We start from the raw sequence: 14,849 nt of genomic DNA, 5'->3' as shown, positions 1-14,849 counted from the left end.
CCAACTGTTGCGCGGCGCCCCGGCGGCCCCGGCGCCAGGGCCGCGGGGCGCGCTCTCCCGCGGGATAGCCGCGGTTTCCAGCGGCTGGGCCGGCCCCGCCGCGCGGAACGCAGCGCCCGGAGCCTGACCGCGCCGCGGTTCCTCGCTACGATGGCGCCCATGCACTGCCCGCACTGCGGGAAACCCATCCACGAGGGCTCGGTCGCGTGCCCCCACTGCGGCGCCGCGCTCGCGCCGCCGGCCGGATCGGGCCCCCATGGCCCGAGGCCCGCGGCCCGCACCATGGTCGGCGTCGCGCTCCCCGATCTGCTCCGGCAATCGACGCCCGTCCCGGCCGACCCGCGCGGCGCGGTCCACGGCGGGGCCGCGCTGCCGCCCATGGCCGGCGCGCCGGGCGCCGCCTCGCGCACCATCGTCGGCATGCCCGCCGCGGTCTTCGGTCCGGCGCCCGCGCCGCCGGACCCGCGCCTCGCCGGGGGCACGCTCGTCGTCGGGACCCCGCCCATGGCCGGCCCGGGAGCGCGCCTCGACGCGGCCGCGACGCAGGGCGCGCGCTTCGACGCCGCCGCGACGCAGGGCGCGCCGCCCCTCGACCACACCGTGCCGCTCGCGCCGAGCATCGCCGCGGCGCGCGCCCCGGCGCCGCCGCCGGCCGCCTCCCGCACCCTGGTGGGCGTCGCCCGGCCCGGCATCGCCCCGCTCGCGCCCGGCGCGCCGGCCGCGTTCGACCCCGCCCCCGATCCCGACCTCGAGTCGCGCTACCAGCCGGCCGCCGAGCTCGGCGCCACGATCGCGCCGATCCGCGGCCGCGCCCCGGCGCTGCGGAACCCGGCGCTCATGCACCCGCAGCGCCTGAACCTGAAGCACCGGCTCGGGCCGCTCCCGCCGCCGAGGAAGCGCGCGCGCACCTCGCGCCGGGCCGTCGCCGTCGTCGCCGCGGGCGGCGTGCTCGCGCTCGGCGCGGTGCTCTTCGCGCTGCTCTGGCCGAGCGCGCCCCCGGTGACCGCGCGCGCCCGCGCCGACGCCGGCGGCCGCGAGGTCATCGAGCTCCGCTGCGAGACCTGCCCCGACGGCACCGCGGTCTCCATCGGCGAGGGCCGCGCGACCATCGCCGGCCGCGTCGCGCACATCCCGCTCGCGAGCCCGCTCTCCGTGGGCGAAAACCGGATGAAGGTCGCCATCGACCGCCCCGGCAGCGGGCGCGACGAGACGGTCGGCGTCTCGATCCACGTCGCCTACCGCATCCGCCCCGACCTCGGCACGTTGCAAGGGGAGCGCCCCTCGATCCAGGTCGTGGTCGAGGCGAGCAAGGGCACGCAGGTGGTCCTCGACGGCAAGGAGGTCGCGCTCACGAGCGGCCGGGCGATCGTGGCGATCGACGTCACCGAGGCGGTCACGGGGCCCTCGGACGAGACGAAGACGCTGAGCCGGCAGGTGCCGTATACCGTCACGCCGCCCGACGGCCCGCGCGAGCAGGGCATGGTGAGCGTGGCGGTCGGCATCGCCCCGCTCGTCATCGAGGCGCCCGGCCCGAGCGTTGTCATCGACAAGGAGAGCTTCGTGCTGGCCGGGCGCACGGCGCGCGGGGCGCAGCTCTTCGCCGGCGCGCACCCGATCGCGGTTCGCCCCGACGGCACCTTCGCCCACGTGATGAACGTCTCGTCCGTGGGCGCGACCCAGTTCGAGGTCCGCGCGAAGATGCAGGGCATGGCCCCGCGCATCGCCAAGATCGCGGTCCGCCGCGTCGACCGGATCGACACGGCCGCGAAGGAGTTCGCCGCCAGGAGCCCCCTCGGGTACGCCGCGCTCGCCGCGGGCGGCGCGGACCTCATCGGCAAGCCGATCGCGCTGAGCGGCGAGGTCCTCGAGACGCGCCGGCAGGGGTACTCGACGCTGCTCCTGCTCTCGGTGTCGCCCGCGTCCGGCTGCAAGGAGGGCGGCGCGACCGCCGCGAGCGCGGGCGCCGGGCAGCGCGCCCCGGGGGGGTGCAAGGTCCGGCTCGTCCACGGCGCCGAGAACCCCGCCCAGCGCGGGGACGTCCTCACCGCCTACGGCACCGTCGCGCCCCCCTTCACGGCGCCGGACGGCGTCGCGATCCCCGAGGTGTGGGTCGAGTTCACCCAGAAGGGCGCCCGGTGAGCGCCGTCCGCGCGAACGATCGCAGCGCGCGCCGGCCGCGTCGCCTGTGGCGGGCGGGCCTCGCCGCGGCGGCGGCGCTGCTCCCCGCCGCGGCGCCGCTCGCCTTCGCCGACGCGGTGGACACGAGCCGGCCGCACACCATCGTGGTCGGCGCGCCCCGCGGCTTCGCCCCCAGCGAGCGGCTGGACGCGCGCCGCACCGGCCGCTCCGCGGCGAGGCTGCCCTTCCCCGCGCGGGAGGCCTGGCGAAGGCAGCTCCGCGGCGGCATCGACGCGGCGCCGCTCGCGGACGCTGACGGCGATCTCCTCCTCACGCTGACGGTCCCCGAGGTCGTCAAGCTGGGCGCGGACGGCCGGGAGCGCTGGCGCGTGCGCATCGGCGACAGCGCGCCGCTCGCGCCCGCCGTGCTCACGAGCGACGGCACCCTCGCGCTGATCACCTCGTCCGGCCTCGCCGTCGGGCTCACGCCCGCGGGCGGCGTGCGCTTCGCGGTCCCCCTCGGCCTCCGCGGGCGCGACGCCGACGTGACGCCGCTCGCGCTCGACGACGGCGGGCTCGTGGTGGCCGCGGGGCGCTCCCTCGTCGAGCTCACCGCGGACGGCAGCGTGCGCGCCCGCGCCGAGCTCCCCGATCGCGCGACCGGCGCTTTGCTCGCGGGGCCGGACGGCACGCTCGTGACCACCGAGTCGGGCGCGGTGCTGACCTGGCGTCCTCCCAGCGCGCCGCGCCGGCTCGGCTCCTTCGGGGGCCTGCCTCGCCGCGGCGCCGCGCTGGCCGACGCCCGCACGCTGCTCGCGGTCGTCGACGGCCGCCGTCTTGTCGCCCTGGATCTGCCCACCGGGACCACCGGGGTCCGCGCCGGCAGCGCCCTCGGCGCGCTCGACGGGCCGCCCGCGATCGGCGCCGGGGGCGTCGCCGTGGTCCTCTCGGCCGGCGGCCTGCTCCTCGGCGTCAACGCCGCCGGCGACGAGGCGCTCCGCGTCGCCCTCGATCGAGCGCCGGCCGCCTCGCCCGCCGACGCCGGCCTCTCCGGCCTCCTCGGCCCGCTGGACGCGAAGCCGAGCCCGCCGGTCGTGATCGATCGCGCCGGCCGCGTCGGCTTCGCGCGGGCGGGCGGCCGCGCCGGCGTCGTCGAGGCGGACGGCAACGTCTCGATCGCCGCCGAGCGCCTCTGCTCGACGCCCGTCGCCGTCGTCCCGGCCGGCGAGGAGCGCATGGCGATCGCCTGCCGCGACGGCACCGTGGTGATGCTGGCCCGCTAGTCTCGACCTGGGCATGGCTGCCCGGTGTCAGGCAGCTGTGTCCAGCCCGAGACAAGGCTCCCTCCCGACGAGGGGCGGGCCCGGCCGGCGCGGGGCCGGGCTACTCGTCCCAGCCCACCGCGTCCGGGTTCCACTTCCTCCAGGTGCCCTCGTTCTCCCAGTACAGCTCCGACGGCTCCCCCGCGGCCGTCTTGATCGTCTTGAACCGCGCGGACGTGATCTGCTCTTCGAGCGCGCCCGTGTCCGCCTCCTCGTACAGGGGCGCCGCGAGCGCGCTCTCGGGGAGCAGGTACATGGTCACCACGAACTCGTCGGCGTTCGCCTCGGCGATGCAGAACCCGTTGCTGTCGGCCTTGCAGAAGGCGAGGTGCGGGTTGATCTTCGTCTCGCTGTCGACGAGGAGCTTCTCGATGTTGCTGGCGATGTTCTCCGCGCTCGGGACATCCTTCAGCAGCGGGTGGCTCGCCACCTGCTTCTGCAGCGTCGAGCGGAGCGTGGACGCCGAGACCGCGGCGCCGACGAACTCCACGATCTTCGTCGTGGGGGCGGTGTCCACGGCCGGCGTCCCCGCGAGGAAGGCGCGGAGATCGCCCGTGATCGCCACCGCGTTGCCGCGCTCGGCGAGCGCCGCGATGAGCTCGTTCCGCTCGGCGCGAAAGCCGTCCCAGCCGTCGCAGCTCAGGTAAAAGCGCCGATTGAGCGGCTCCGTGGCGGACATCGTGAGGTCGATGGCGAGCTGGGAGAGGCAGTGCTCGTTCCCCCACACGGTCCATGTGCTCTTCGACTCCTTGACTGATTTCATGAACCACGCCTTCTGCGCTTCGCCCATGACGGGGGTGTCCCCGGTGAACAGCGACGCCGCGTCGAAGGCGTCCTTGACCACGAGGTAACGCGACCCGAAGGCGCTGTAATAGTCGGTCTTCCCGATGTCGGCGTAGGAGATGCCGCGATCCATGTAGGGGAGCAGCCGCTCATCGACGGGATCCAACGGCTCTTCCCGCTGCTCGTTCAGCTTCGCCACGACCGCGTTGATGAAGGTGGCGCTGATGAGGCGGGGCCGCTCGTTCTGCGCGTATCCGAAGCTCGGATCGAAGCCGAACGTGGGCGCGATCTCCACGAGCAGATCCCTGTAGCGGCCTTCCGCCAGGGTGTCGATGTCGTCGTAGGGTTTCGCGTACGGGGGAGGGGTCCCGAACTGCTCCACGAGCCACGCCTGGTTCACGACGACCTTCCCCGGGAAGGCGTCCTCCGGGATCAGGTGATCCGCCCGGTAAGAGCGGAGATCCGTCATCACGAGGTGGACGTGCTTCCCGAAGGTGAAGTCCCGGTAAATGGTGATGTCATCCGGGTACTTGGCCGCCTTGCTGTAGCGGAAGTCGTCGCCCGCCGGATAATCGACCGGCATGTACTCGAACCAGGCCTGATTCGCCGCCTTGCGCCGGTCCTCGTCGGTCTCCGGCTCTCGGCCGTTGAAATAGGTGGCAGTCGCGCCGTGACAGTCGTCGGAGAACTCGTGATCGTCCCAGACGGCGATCATGGGGAAGCGCTCGTGCAAGCGCTGCAGCGCCCGGTCGCTCCGGTACGTCTTGTAGAGCTCCCGGTAGTTGTTCAGCGATCTGGCGGCGTGGTACTCGACGCCCTCCGCCGGCGTCAGGGCGATGGCGCCGTTCACGTCGGAGAGGGCGATCTTGCGCTGCTCGGAGGGCGTCTGGAAGCTCGGGTCGCCGGTCGTCTCGTAGACGTAGCCCCCGAGGTGGACGACGAAATCGATCTGCTGATTCGCGAGGGCTGCATAGGCGTTGTAGTAGCGACCGACGTAGTCCTGACACGACACGAAGGCGAAGCGCACCGGCACGTCCGCGTCGGGCGCCGGCGCCGTCCGCGTCCGCCCGATCCGCGAGCTGAAGCAGCCCTCTCCCGTCGTGTAGTAGAACCGGTAGTAATAGGTGGTCCCGGGGCTCAGGCCGCTCACCTTGACCTTGACGCAGTAATCGAACTCCGCCCGGGCCGTCACGGGGGCCCGCGTGCTGCCCGACCCGGCGACGGCCACGTTGCTGGAGCCCGGCTTGAGCTCGACGAGCTGGGTGAACGCCTCGTCGAGCGCGACGACGAGCGCCACGGCGAGATCCGTCTTGTGGCCGCCGTCGAGGACCCGGGTCCACAGCACCACGCTGTCGGGCCTCGGGTCTCCGGAGGCCACCGACTGGGGGAAGAACGAGTCGTCCTCGTTCACGTCGCAGGCGCCGGGCAACCCGTCTTCCTCGGAGCAGGCAGTCGGCACGACCACCGAGCCAGCGGTCACCAGGGTGGCGCGAAGAAAGTCTCGGCGTCTCATCATCGATTGAAGTCCTCCAATGACGGATACACCCCGGGCGCTGCGCACGCAACGGCGGCGCCGGGGCCGCCTGCCGCGCCGCCGCCCGGGCGCTCGTCGCGCTCGCTCGGGTGGCGCGGGTCGCAGCATGCCGCCGCCTCGCGGGCAGCGCGAGCGCTACTTGACGTGCCGAGTCAGGCGGCATCTCGTGGTCGCCCGACCTGCCGAAGGCACACCATGTTCCGGACAAGCCTCTCCCCTGAAGCGCTGCGCGGCGCGCTATCGCGCCCCCGCAGCGGGCATCCTGCGTTCGACCGCGCCGGCGCGCGCGGCGCGGCGGCCGCGCGCCAGCCGGTCCACACCGTCTACGGCGGCGCCCACCTGTTCAAGGCCGACACGGCCCGGAAGCTCGGGGCGGTGGCGCTCGCCGCCCTCGCGGAGCACGCGCCCGACTTCGCCGCCTTCGCGCGCGCGCTCGGCCTGCCGGGGGCGGACGAGCTCCCCGAGGGGCGCGCCGAGGCCGCCGCCCTCGCCGCCGCGCTCGACGCCGGCGAGGCCCCCGCGGGCCGCGCCTCCGCGCCGGCGCGGTTCGCGCATGCGGTGCACGCGCGCGTGCTCGACAAGCTCGGCCGCGAGCCCGTGGAGGACCTGCGCATCGATTTCGAGGATGGATACGGCGTGCGCCCCGGCCACGAGGAGGACGCGCATGCCGCGGCGGCGGCGCGCGAGGTCGCGCTCGGCATGGCTGCGGGCGGCCTGCCTCCGTTCCTGGGGATCCGGGTCAAGGCGCTGGGCGAGGCGTGCGCCGAGCGGAGCCTCCGCACGCTCGACATCTTCCTCACCACGCTGGTCGCCGCGTCGGGCGGCGCGTTCCCGCCCGCCTTCGCCGTGACGCTGCCGAAGGTCGTCGCGCCCGAGCAGGTCTCCGCGCTGGCCGACGCCCTCGACGCGCTCGAGCGCGCCCTCGGCCTGCCCGGCGGCGCGATCCGGATCGAGCTGATGGTCGAGACCCCCGCCTCGCTCTTCGGCCCCCGCGGCGAGATCGCCTTGCCCGGCCTGGTCGAGGCGGCCCGCGGCCGGTGCGTCGCGGCGCACTTCGGTGCTTACGATTACACGGCGAGCTGCGACATCACGGCGGCTCACCAGCACCTCGCCCATCCGGCGTGCGACTTCGCGCGACACGTGATGCAGGTCGCGCTGGCCGGCTCGGGGCTCTGGCTTTCCGACGGCGCGAGCAACATCCTGCCCGTCGCCCCGCACCGCGCGCGGCCCGGCGGGACGCCGCTCACACCGCAGCAGGTGGATGACAACCGTCGCGCGGTGGTGGGCGCGTGGCGGCTCAAGTACGGGCATGTCCGGCGCGCGCTCGAGGGCGGCTACTACCAGGGATGGGACCTCCACCCCGCGGAGCTCCCGGCGCGCTACGCCGCGGTCTATGCCTTCTTCCTGGAGGGCGTCGACGCGACCGCCGAGCGGCTGCGGAGCTTCATCGAGCGGGCCGCCCGGGCGACCGTCGCCGGGACGGTGTTCGACGACGCAGCGACGGGGCAGGGGCTCCTGAACTTCTTTCTGCGCGCGGTCAGCGCGGGCGGGATGACGGAGGCCGAGGCGGCGGAGCGGACCGGCCTCGCGCCGGACGAGCTCAGGGACCGCTCCTTCCAGGCCATCGTGGCGCGCCGGAGCGCGTGATATGAGCGACCGGCGAGGACGGCGTCGCGGGGACGCCTGAGCCGCGGGGAGGACCGATGAGCGCGATCACGACGCACGTGCTGGACACGTCGCGGGGCCGCCCGGCGAGCGGCGTGCTGGTGGTGCTGGAGGTCGGCGACGGCGGCGATTACCGGGAGATCGGCCGGGGCACGACCGACGACGACGGCCGGCAGAGAGGCTTGCTCCCGCAGGGCGAGCGGCCGATCCAGGGCACGTACCGGCTCACCTTCCACACCGGCGCCTACTTCGCGGCGCTCGGCTCCGAGAGCTTCTACCCCACCGTCTCGATCCTCTTCGAGATCCGGGACCCGGCGCAGCACCACCATGTCCCGCTGCTGCTCAGCCCTCACGGCTACACCACGTACCGGGGCAGCTGAGCGCGCGGCAGCGCGCGCGCACCCCGCTGCGCGCTCGGGCGCGTGACCCGCTCGTCCCTGGCGGGCTCGCGCGATGGGTTCGCCGCGGCGACGGCCCGGGCGAGACGCAGGGGGATGGGCACATGGTACGATGTGCCAGTGCCCGGTGCCGGGCGATCGAGAGGGGGAATGGTGAGCGCTCTACGAAGTCCGTCGGGTGAAGCTCGGGGTTACTGGCGCGCTGCTGGCTTGCTGGCGGTCGCGACGGCCGCGCTCTGGTCGGGGTGCTCGACGACGGTGCGGGACTTCGTCGACCAGGGCGGTGCTGCGGCGGCTGGCGGCGCAGCAGGTGGGCCGGCGGCCGCGGGAGGCGGCGGCGGTGACGCAGGCGGCGGCGAGGCTGGTGGTGACGGGATCGGCGGTGGCGAGGCAGGCGGCGGCGGCGAGGCAGGCGGCGGCGGCGAGGCTGGTGGTGACGGGATCGGCGGTGGCGGAGGGAGCTCCGTCGCGTGTTCTCCCGAGGAGACGCGGTGCGCCGGCGAGCTCGTGGAGGTGTGCGGCAGCGACGGGCGCTGGGGGCACGTCGGCTGCGCCGGGTGGTGCGGCGCGGGCGCCGCGGGCTCGTGCGTCGTGCCGCCGAGCTGCCGCGCGGGCGGGCCTGGAGCAGGCGAGGCCTGCGGTCCGGAGCGGGACCAGCCCTGCTGCGCGAGCCCGCGCGTTCCGGGCGGCAGGTACAACCGGAGCAACCAACCCGCGCACCCCGCGGAGGTGAGCGATCTTCGCCTGGATCGATACGAGGTCACGGTCGGACGGTTCCGCAGCTTCGTCGAGGCGTACCCCGGGAGCCGGCCTGGCGCCGGCGCGGGAGCTCACCCGCGGATCCCGCGAAGCGGCTGGGACGGCGCGTGGGACTCGCGGTTGCCGGAGGGCCAGGCCGAGCTGAGGGAGGGCTTGAAGTGCAATCCGGGATTGCACTCGTGGACCGACGACGTGGGTGAGAACGAGGCCAGGCCGATCAGCTGCGTGAGCTGGTTCGTCGCGTTCGCCTTCTGCGCCTGGGACGGCGGGCGGCTCCCGACAGAGGCGGAGTGGAACCACGCGTCGGCCGGAGGGGGCGAGCAGCGGAGGTTCCCCTGGGGCAACGCGTTTCCGAACTCGACGTATGCCGTGTACGACGCCGCGGGCAGCGCGGTTGTCGGATCGAGATCGCCGCGAGGTGATGGCGTGTGGGGGCAAGCCGATCTCGCGGGAAACCTGTGGGAGTGGACCCTGGATTTCGAGGGGCCATACCTCGACCCCTGCGTCGATTGTGCGAACGTCGAGGGGGGCTCGGCGCGGGTGATCCGCGGCGGTAGCTGGTGGCAGCCCGACGAGGAGGAGATCTCCACGGTCTTCCGGGACGCGTGGGATCCGACCGATGTCACCGACGCGCTCGGCGTCCGGTGCGCAAGGCCGCTGTAGCGCCGGCCGCGCTTGCTGCGGCCGGCGCCGTGGGGCGTCGTTCAGGGGGAGATGAGGTAGATGACCGAGAAGGCCACGACGAGCGTCGTGGCTGCAAGCGCGATGAGCTTGGGTACGGTCAAGTTGTCTTCGGTCCTCGGGTTGTCTGTGCTCATCGGGTGCCTCCGCGGTGCTCTCTGCGCGCCTCGCGCGCGCCCGTCTCGTGGCAGAAGGCGGACTCGTCGTCAACCCTGGGCCGGCCGCGGCGGACCGAGCGCGCTCACGCCGGTGTCTCTGCCGCGGCGCCGGCCGCGGCGGCGCCCTGTCCGCCCGCGTGCATCATGGCGAGCCTCACCACCTCCGGCAGCAGATCGGCGAGCAGATCGCGCAGCGACGTCCGGTCGAGCTCGTGACGTTCGACCCAGTCGAGGCTGGTCGCCTCCACGAACCCGATCCACCCGCGCAGGGCCACCTTGAGCGCCGGAGGCCGCCCGGCCACCGGCACCTCGGCGAGCAGCTTGTCGAGGAAGCGGCTGCGCGTCTCCTCGATGATCGCCAGCACCTCGGCGTCCGAGCCGATGCCGCCCCGGAAGACGGCCGCATAGGAGATCCCCTGTCGCTCGACATAGGCCAGGTAGGCGTCCAGCCCGGTGCGCAGGCGCTCGGGCACCGGCACATCGTCGACGTCCAGCGACCGCTCGACGAGCTCGCGCGCCGCTTCGCGCAGGACGGCGATGTAGAACTCGCGCTTGGTCGGAAAATAATGGTAGAGAAGCCCTTTCGAGATCCCCGCCGCCTGCGCCACCTCGTCGATGGCGACTTCGTCGTAGGCTCGCTGGCTGAAGAGCTCGAGCCCCAGCGCGAGCAGCTGCGCGCGGCGCGCGTCGAGGTCGAGCCGCTGCCGCGGCGGCTTGCCCTCGACGCGCCGGGACGTCGCGGCGCGGGACGGCTTTCGTGTCGAGATCATGAGCGGGGGGCTACTTTACGCTCCTGCTGATCCGGGTTCAATCGCGGCAGGAGCGGCGACTCTGCTCCATACGTCGCGCGGGCGGCGTTCTTGGCGCCTTCATCCGGTGCGTGTCGTCGGTGCGCCGCCGCGCGTCATCGGCTGTCGCGCGGGGTGTTCCTTGCGGCGCGGTGGTCGGCGTCGTCTTTGCTCCTGTGGCGCTCTCGCGTTGTGCATCCCCGGGATGTGCAGGAGGGAGACATGCAGCATCTCACGATGTCCGCTCTGGGCGCCGTCCTCCTCGCGACGACGTTTGCCGTCGCGGCGTTGCCCGAGCGCCCGGTCCGCCCGATCACGGCGGCGCTGAGCGGGCGTGACGAAGTGCCCGGTCCCGGCGATCTGGACGGGAGCGGGACGGCCCGCCTCACCCTCGATCTCGCCCGCGGCGAGGTCTGCTTCGACCTGGCGGTGGCCGGCATCTCCCCCGCGATCGCGGCGCGCGTTCACGAGGGCCCTGTCGGCCGCGCGGGCCGGGGCGTCATCACGCTGATGCCCCCGACGGGCGGCAGCTCCAGCGGCTGTGTGCCCGCGCCTCGCGACGACCTCGGGGCGTTGCTCGCCGATCCCGCGAGGTATTATGTCGCCGTCCGCACCGCGGATTTCCCCGAAGGCGCCTTGCGAGGCCAGCTCTCCCGGTGATCGATTGAAGGCGATAGGCACCCTTCCTTCGGCCCGCTAGCCCCCCCAGAGGAGCTTCTTCAGCCGGATCTCCGTGATCTTCCGCTGCTCCTCCGCGGCGATGCCCAGCTCCTCCTCCGGCGTGTGCTCGATCCGCTCCCGCAGCATCGTGAGCATCTCGTCCGCGCTCTTGCCCGTGGCGCACACGATGTAGATGAACCCGAACTTCTCGTCGTAAAGGCGGTTGTACCGCGCCATCTCCTCCCGCGTCTCGTGCGCCGCCGCGCTCATCCCCGCCTGCTCCTGGCTCGAGAAGCGCCTCGCCGTCGCGCTCGTCTCCGCCGCCTCCGCCTGCGCTCTGGTCTCCCCGATGCGCGGGTGCGCGCGGAACGCCTCCAGCCAGTCCTCCGCTCCGAGCCGCGCGAACCCCTGCGCCGCCGCCGCCAGGAGGTGCTCCTCGTCGCGGAACGGCCGCGCCGCCGCCATCTGCGACGACCACGCGGACGACCCGCACGCCGCGCGGAGCTCCGCCGCCGCCTCCAGCTCCGTGAGCGCGTTGAGCCAGCGGAGCCGCTGCGCCGCCGCCCCGCTCCGGGTCGCCCTCCCGAGGATGCGGAGCCGGCTCACGCCGCCGTCCGGATAGATGTTCAGGCGGACGTGCGTGAACGGCCCCGTCGCGCGGAGCTCTTCCTCGAAGAGGTGACGCGTGTGCGCCTGGAGCTTCGTCCGCGGCACCATCTCCCGCCACTCGTTCGCTCCGCCGAGCTCCTCCGCCGCGCGCCCCGCCGCGTCGATCCCCTCGATCATGCAGCTGTCGGGGTAATTGCCCTTGAAATGGTTCGTGTCGACCTCGATCCGGCCGATCTCCCCCTGCGCCGCGAGCGCCACGAGCGCCCAGTCGTACCCGGGCCCGCGCCGGCGGCGCGTCTCCCAGCCTTCTCCCATGTTCGCCGCCCGACCGGGCATGATCAGGTTGTGGCGAACCCCGAAGAACATGTCGCTGCACGACAGCACGCTCGCCCCGTTCTCCGCGGCCGCGAGGTCGATCTCCGCGCCCGGACGATCGAGCCGCCGCCAGTCGGGGACGGCGTCGCCGTACACGCGGAGCCGCGCTACCCCGCCGTCCGGATAGATGTTCAGGCGAAGGTGCGTGAACCGCGACGAGCAGCTCACCGCGAACGCGTTCTGCGCGTCGCCCGCGAGCGGCGAGCGCGGCAGGACCTCGACCCAGTGCGTCCGCGGATCGAGCAGCTCGTCGACCCGCGCGTCGGGCCGCGCCGCGCACGCCTCGATCGAGCAGTGCTCCGGGTAATTGCCCCGGAAGAACGCCGTGTCGACGATGACCCCGCGGAGGATCCCGGGGAGACCCAGCCGGACGAGGCACCAGTCGAACCCGGGAGTCCGTCGCCTGCGCGTCTCCCAGCCATCCATCCATTTGCCGCGATCGGTGTACTCGTGCTCGAGGAACACCGGCTTCGACGCCCTGAGCAGGTTCTCCTTCGGCGCGAAGAACTCGTCGTTGGCCGCGAGCACCGCGCCGCCAAGGCGCTCCGAGGCCAGGTCGAGCGCCTCCGCGAACGCGGGCCCCGTCACCCCTCTCGCTTCAACCATCGCCCTCTCGCCTCCCTGGCGAAGCCCCCGCGCTCATGGACCTTCTCGCCGCGGAGGTACGTGGCCTGAACGACGCCGTGGAGCTCCTCGCCGGCATACGGCGTCACCTTGTGCCGGTGCTGGATGAGCGGCGGCTCCACCCGGAAGGTCGCCTCGGGATCCCAGATCACGAGATCCGCGTCGAACCCCCTCTCGATCTCCCCCTTGCGGCGCAGCCCGGCGAGCCGCGCCGGCCCCCGGCACAGCCACGTCGCGAGCCGCTCGAGCGGGATGCCCCGGCGCCGGGCGTCGGTCCACACGATCGACAGGCCGAGCTGCAGGCTCGAGATCCCGCCCCAGGCCGCGTCGAAGTCGCCGGCCTCGAGCCGCTTGAGCTCGGGGGTGCACGGGGAGTGATCGGAGACCACGAGATCGATGAGCCCGCCCTGCAGCGCGGCCCAGAGCTCCTCGCGGTTCTGGCGCTCCCGGATCGGCGGGGCGCACTTGAACGGCGTCGCGCCGTCCGGGATCTCCTCCGCCGCGAAGTGCAGGTAGTGCGGCGTCGTCTCGGCGGACAGCGCGGCGCCGCCGTCGCGCGCCTGCCTCAGGATGCCGAGCGCCGTCGCCGACGAGAGGTGGACCACGTGCGCCGCCGCGCCCGTCGCCTGGCAGAGCGACGCGAGCAGGGCGATCGCCTCGTCCTCCGCCTCGCGCGGCCGCGAGCGCAGGTAGGCGGCGTACGTCCGCGGATCGAGGCCGGCGATCGCCGCGCGCGCCGCGTCGATCGGGCCGGGGAGCTCGGCGTGGACGAGCAGCGGCGCCCCCGTGCCCGCGAGCACCTCGAGCGCCGCCCGCAGGTCGGCCTCGGCGACGTGGCCGAACTCCGCCACGCCCGAGTCGACCATGAAGCACTTGAACCCGAGCGCCCCGGCCTCGAGCAGCGGCAAGAGCTCCCCCGCGTTGCCCGGGACGGCGCCGCCCCAGAAGCCCACGTCGACGAGGCACCGGCCCTCCGCGGCCCGCGCCTTCTCCTCGAGGTGCGCGACGGTCGTCGTCGGCGGGATGCTGTTGAGCGGCATGTCGACGAGCGACGTGACGCCGCCCGCGGCCGCGGCGCGCGTCGCCGTCTCGAACCCCTCCCACTCGGTCCGCCCAGGCTCGTTGATGTGCACGTGCGCATCGACGAGCCCGGGCATCACCACCGCGCCCGGCGGCGCGTCCACGACAGGGCAGCCCTCCGGCACCTCGTCATGGCCCGCGACGTCGACGATCGTGCCGCCCTGGATGTGCACCGAGGCCGGCCGCACGGCGCCCCCGGTGACCACCCGCAACCCGCGAACGATGAGGTCCGGCGTCATCAGGGACTCGAGGGTACCACGGCGCCGGGATGACAGGCGGGCGGCGGGCCGTCCCGTCGCCGCCGCCCGCCGGCGCCCGGCGCGCTGGATCCAGGCCGGATCCACGCCGCGCTCGCTGCCTTTGACCCGGGCGTCCGGGCGCCGCGTCGCGCGCTGCTTGAGCTCCCGCCGCCCAGCTCCTACGGTGCCCGCGTGAGCGCCGCTGGCCGAGCTGCGCCGCGCCAGGGCGGCGCACCGGGGAGCAGCCCCGTTCCCTGGGACCCGCTCTTCCACGAGAAGAGCCGGCTCTACTGGCCCATCCGTCCCCGGGCCGAGGCGTTCGCGGGGTGCGCCGGCTGGCCGCCCGTCGAGGACTACAACCGGGCGCTCGGCGACGGCTTCCCCGTGCGCTTCGCCGAGCAGGCGCCGCGGCCGCGGCGGCGCCGGCGGCGCGCGCCCGTGGACCCTGCGGCGCTCTACGACGCGCGCATCCACGTCGAGGGGTGCGTGCCCACGCGGCCGAATAACTGGCACGACTTCCTCAACATGCTCGTGTGGGCCGCGTTCCCGCGCGCCAAGGCGGAGCTCCACGCCCGCCAGCACCGGGCGATCGCCGCGCGCCTCGAGCCCGGCGCGGACGCGCTCCCTCCCGCGCGCACGCGCGAGCTGGACGGGCTCGCGCTGCTCGACGAGGGCGGGCTCCTGCTGCTTTACGACGCGCACGCGCGCCGCGCGCCGCTCGCCGACGCCTCCGACCTGCGCCGCTGCGCCGACGAGGCGCGGGACGCCGTGCAGCGCGGCGAGGCCGCGGCGCTCGTCTTCGGCCACGCGCTCTACGAGAGCCTCCTCCAGCGCGGCCCGCCGGTCCACGCGATGGCGCAGCCGATCCCGTGCGACGCCCCGCTGCCCGCGGCGCCCGACGCGCTCGTCGCGCTGGCCGACGCGCGCCTCTGCGAGGCGCTGCGGTCGCCGGACACCTTCGCGCACCCCGAGCGCAGCGCGCGTCTGCCGCTCGACGAGCGCATCCTGTGCAGGTGAGCGCCGCCGCGGCGGGGTAGGGGAGGCGCCCAGCGCGCC

At 74.2% G+C, this 14,849-nt stretch carries 11 protein-coding genes; 7 read left to right on the top strand and 4 right to left on the bottom strand.

The features are described from left to right. The first annotated feature begins 159 nt into the window (after positions 1-159). Together WME76_RS28215 and WME76_RS28210 are read left to right on the top strand one after the other, a co-directional pair. Positions 160-2,139, top strand: coding sequence for a zinc-ribbon domain-containing protein (locus tag WME76_RS28215; RefSeq protein WP_437955369.1), 1,980 nt, complete (start codon positions 160-162; stop codon positions 2,137-2,139). Then, positions 2,136-3,401, top strand: a complete 1,266-nt coding sequence (locus WME76_RS28210) for a hypothetical protein (protein WP_437955368.1) — start codon at positions 2,136-2,138, stop codon at positions 3,399-3,401. The genes WME76_RS28215 and WME76_RS28210 overlap by 4 nt, the downstream gene beginning before the upstream one ends. A gap of 100 nt (positions 3,402-3,501) precedes the next feature. On the opposite strand, the gene WME76_RS28205 is transcribed toward WME76_RS28210, so the two are convergent. Beyond that, positions 3,502-5,739 (bottom strand): alkaline phosphatase D family protein, encoded by a 2,238-nt coding sequence (locus WME76_RS28205; RefSeq protein WP_437955367.1) that lies wholly within the window; start codon positions 5,737-5,739, stop codon positions 3,502-3,504. A 213-nt stretch (positions 5,740-5,952) separates the two neighbouring features. Here WME76_RS28205 and WME76_RS28200 point away from each other — a divergent pair, with 213 nt between their 5' ends. From WME76_RS28200 to WME76_RS28190, 3 genes are all read left to right on the top strand, one after another. Further along, positions 5,953-7,404 carry a DUF6986 family protein gene (locus WME76_RS28200; protein ID WP_437955366.1) on the top strand — a complete coding sequence of 484 codons (1,452 nt, stop codon included), beginning with the start codon at positions 5,953-5,955 and terminating at the stop codon, positions 7,402-7,404. Between the two features lie 56 nt (positions 7,405-7,460). Next, complete coding sequence (gene uraH, locus WME76_RS28195; protein WP_437955365.1) at positions 7,461-7,802, top strand: hydroxyisourate hydrolase; 342 nt, start codon at positions 7,461-7,463, stop codon at positions 7,800-7,802. A 228-nt stretch (positions 7,803-8,030) separates the two neighbouring features. Further along, a complete protein-coding gene (locus WME76_RS28190) occupies positions 8,031-9,242 on the top strand; it encodes a formylglycine-generating enzyme family protein (protein WP_437955364.1) in 1,212 nt (403 codons plus the stop codon). 259 nt (positions 9,243-9,501) lie between these two features. On the opposite strand, the gene WME76_RS28185 is transcribed toward WME76_RS28190, so the two are convergent. Next, positions 9,502-10,188 (bottom strand): TetR/AcrR family transcriptional regulator, encoded by a 687-nt coding sequence (locus WME76_RS28185; protein WP_437955363.1) that lies wholly within the window; start codon positions 10,186-10,188, stop codon positions 9,502-9,504. 240 nt (positions 10,189-10,428) lie between these two features. Between WME76_RS28185 and WME76_RS28180 the strand changes: the two genes are divergently transcribed. Then, positions 10,429-10,866 carry a CHRD domain-containing protein gene (locus WME76_RS28180; protein ID WP_437955362.1) on the top strand — a complete coding sequence of 146 codons (438 nt, stop codon included), beginning with the start codon at positions 10,429-10,431 and terminating at the stop codon, positions 10,864-10,866. Between the two features lie 36 nt (positions 10,867-10,902). On the opposite strand, the gene WME76_RS28175 is transcribed toward WME76_RS28180, so the two are convergent. Next, the gene (locus tag WME76_RS28175; protein WP_437955361.1) at positions 10,903-12,456 is read right to left on the bottom strand and encodes an allantoicase; all 1,554 of its coding nucleotides are present in this window, start codon (positions 12,454-12,456) and stop codon (positions 10,903-10,905) included. Then, entirely contained in the window at positions 12,435-13,793 is a 1,359-nt protein-coding gene (gene allB / locus WME76_RS28170; RefSeq protein ID WP_437955360.1) for an allantoinase AllB, read from the bottom strand. The genes WME76_RS28175 and allB overlap by 22 nt, the downstream gene beginning before the upstream one ends. Positions 13,794-13,985: 192 nt before the next feature. Here allB and WME76_RS28165 point away from each other — a divergent pair, with 192 nt between their 5' ends. Continuing rightward, positions 13,986-14,810, top strand: a complete 825-nt coding sequence (locus tag WME76_RS28165) for a DUF3025 domain-containing protein (protein WP_437955359.1) — start codon at positions 13,986-13,988, stop codon at positions 14,808-14,810. Positions 14,811-14,849 lie beyond the last annotated feature (39 nt).

The sequence above is a fragment of the Sorangium sp. So ce119 genome, from assembly GCF_051524405.1.
GTDB lineage: Bacteria > Myxococcota_A > Polyangia > Polyangiales > Polyangiaceae > Sorangium > Sorangium cellulosum_G.
This window is presented reverse-complemented; position numbering and strand designations above follow the sequence as displayed.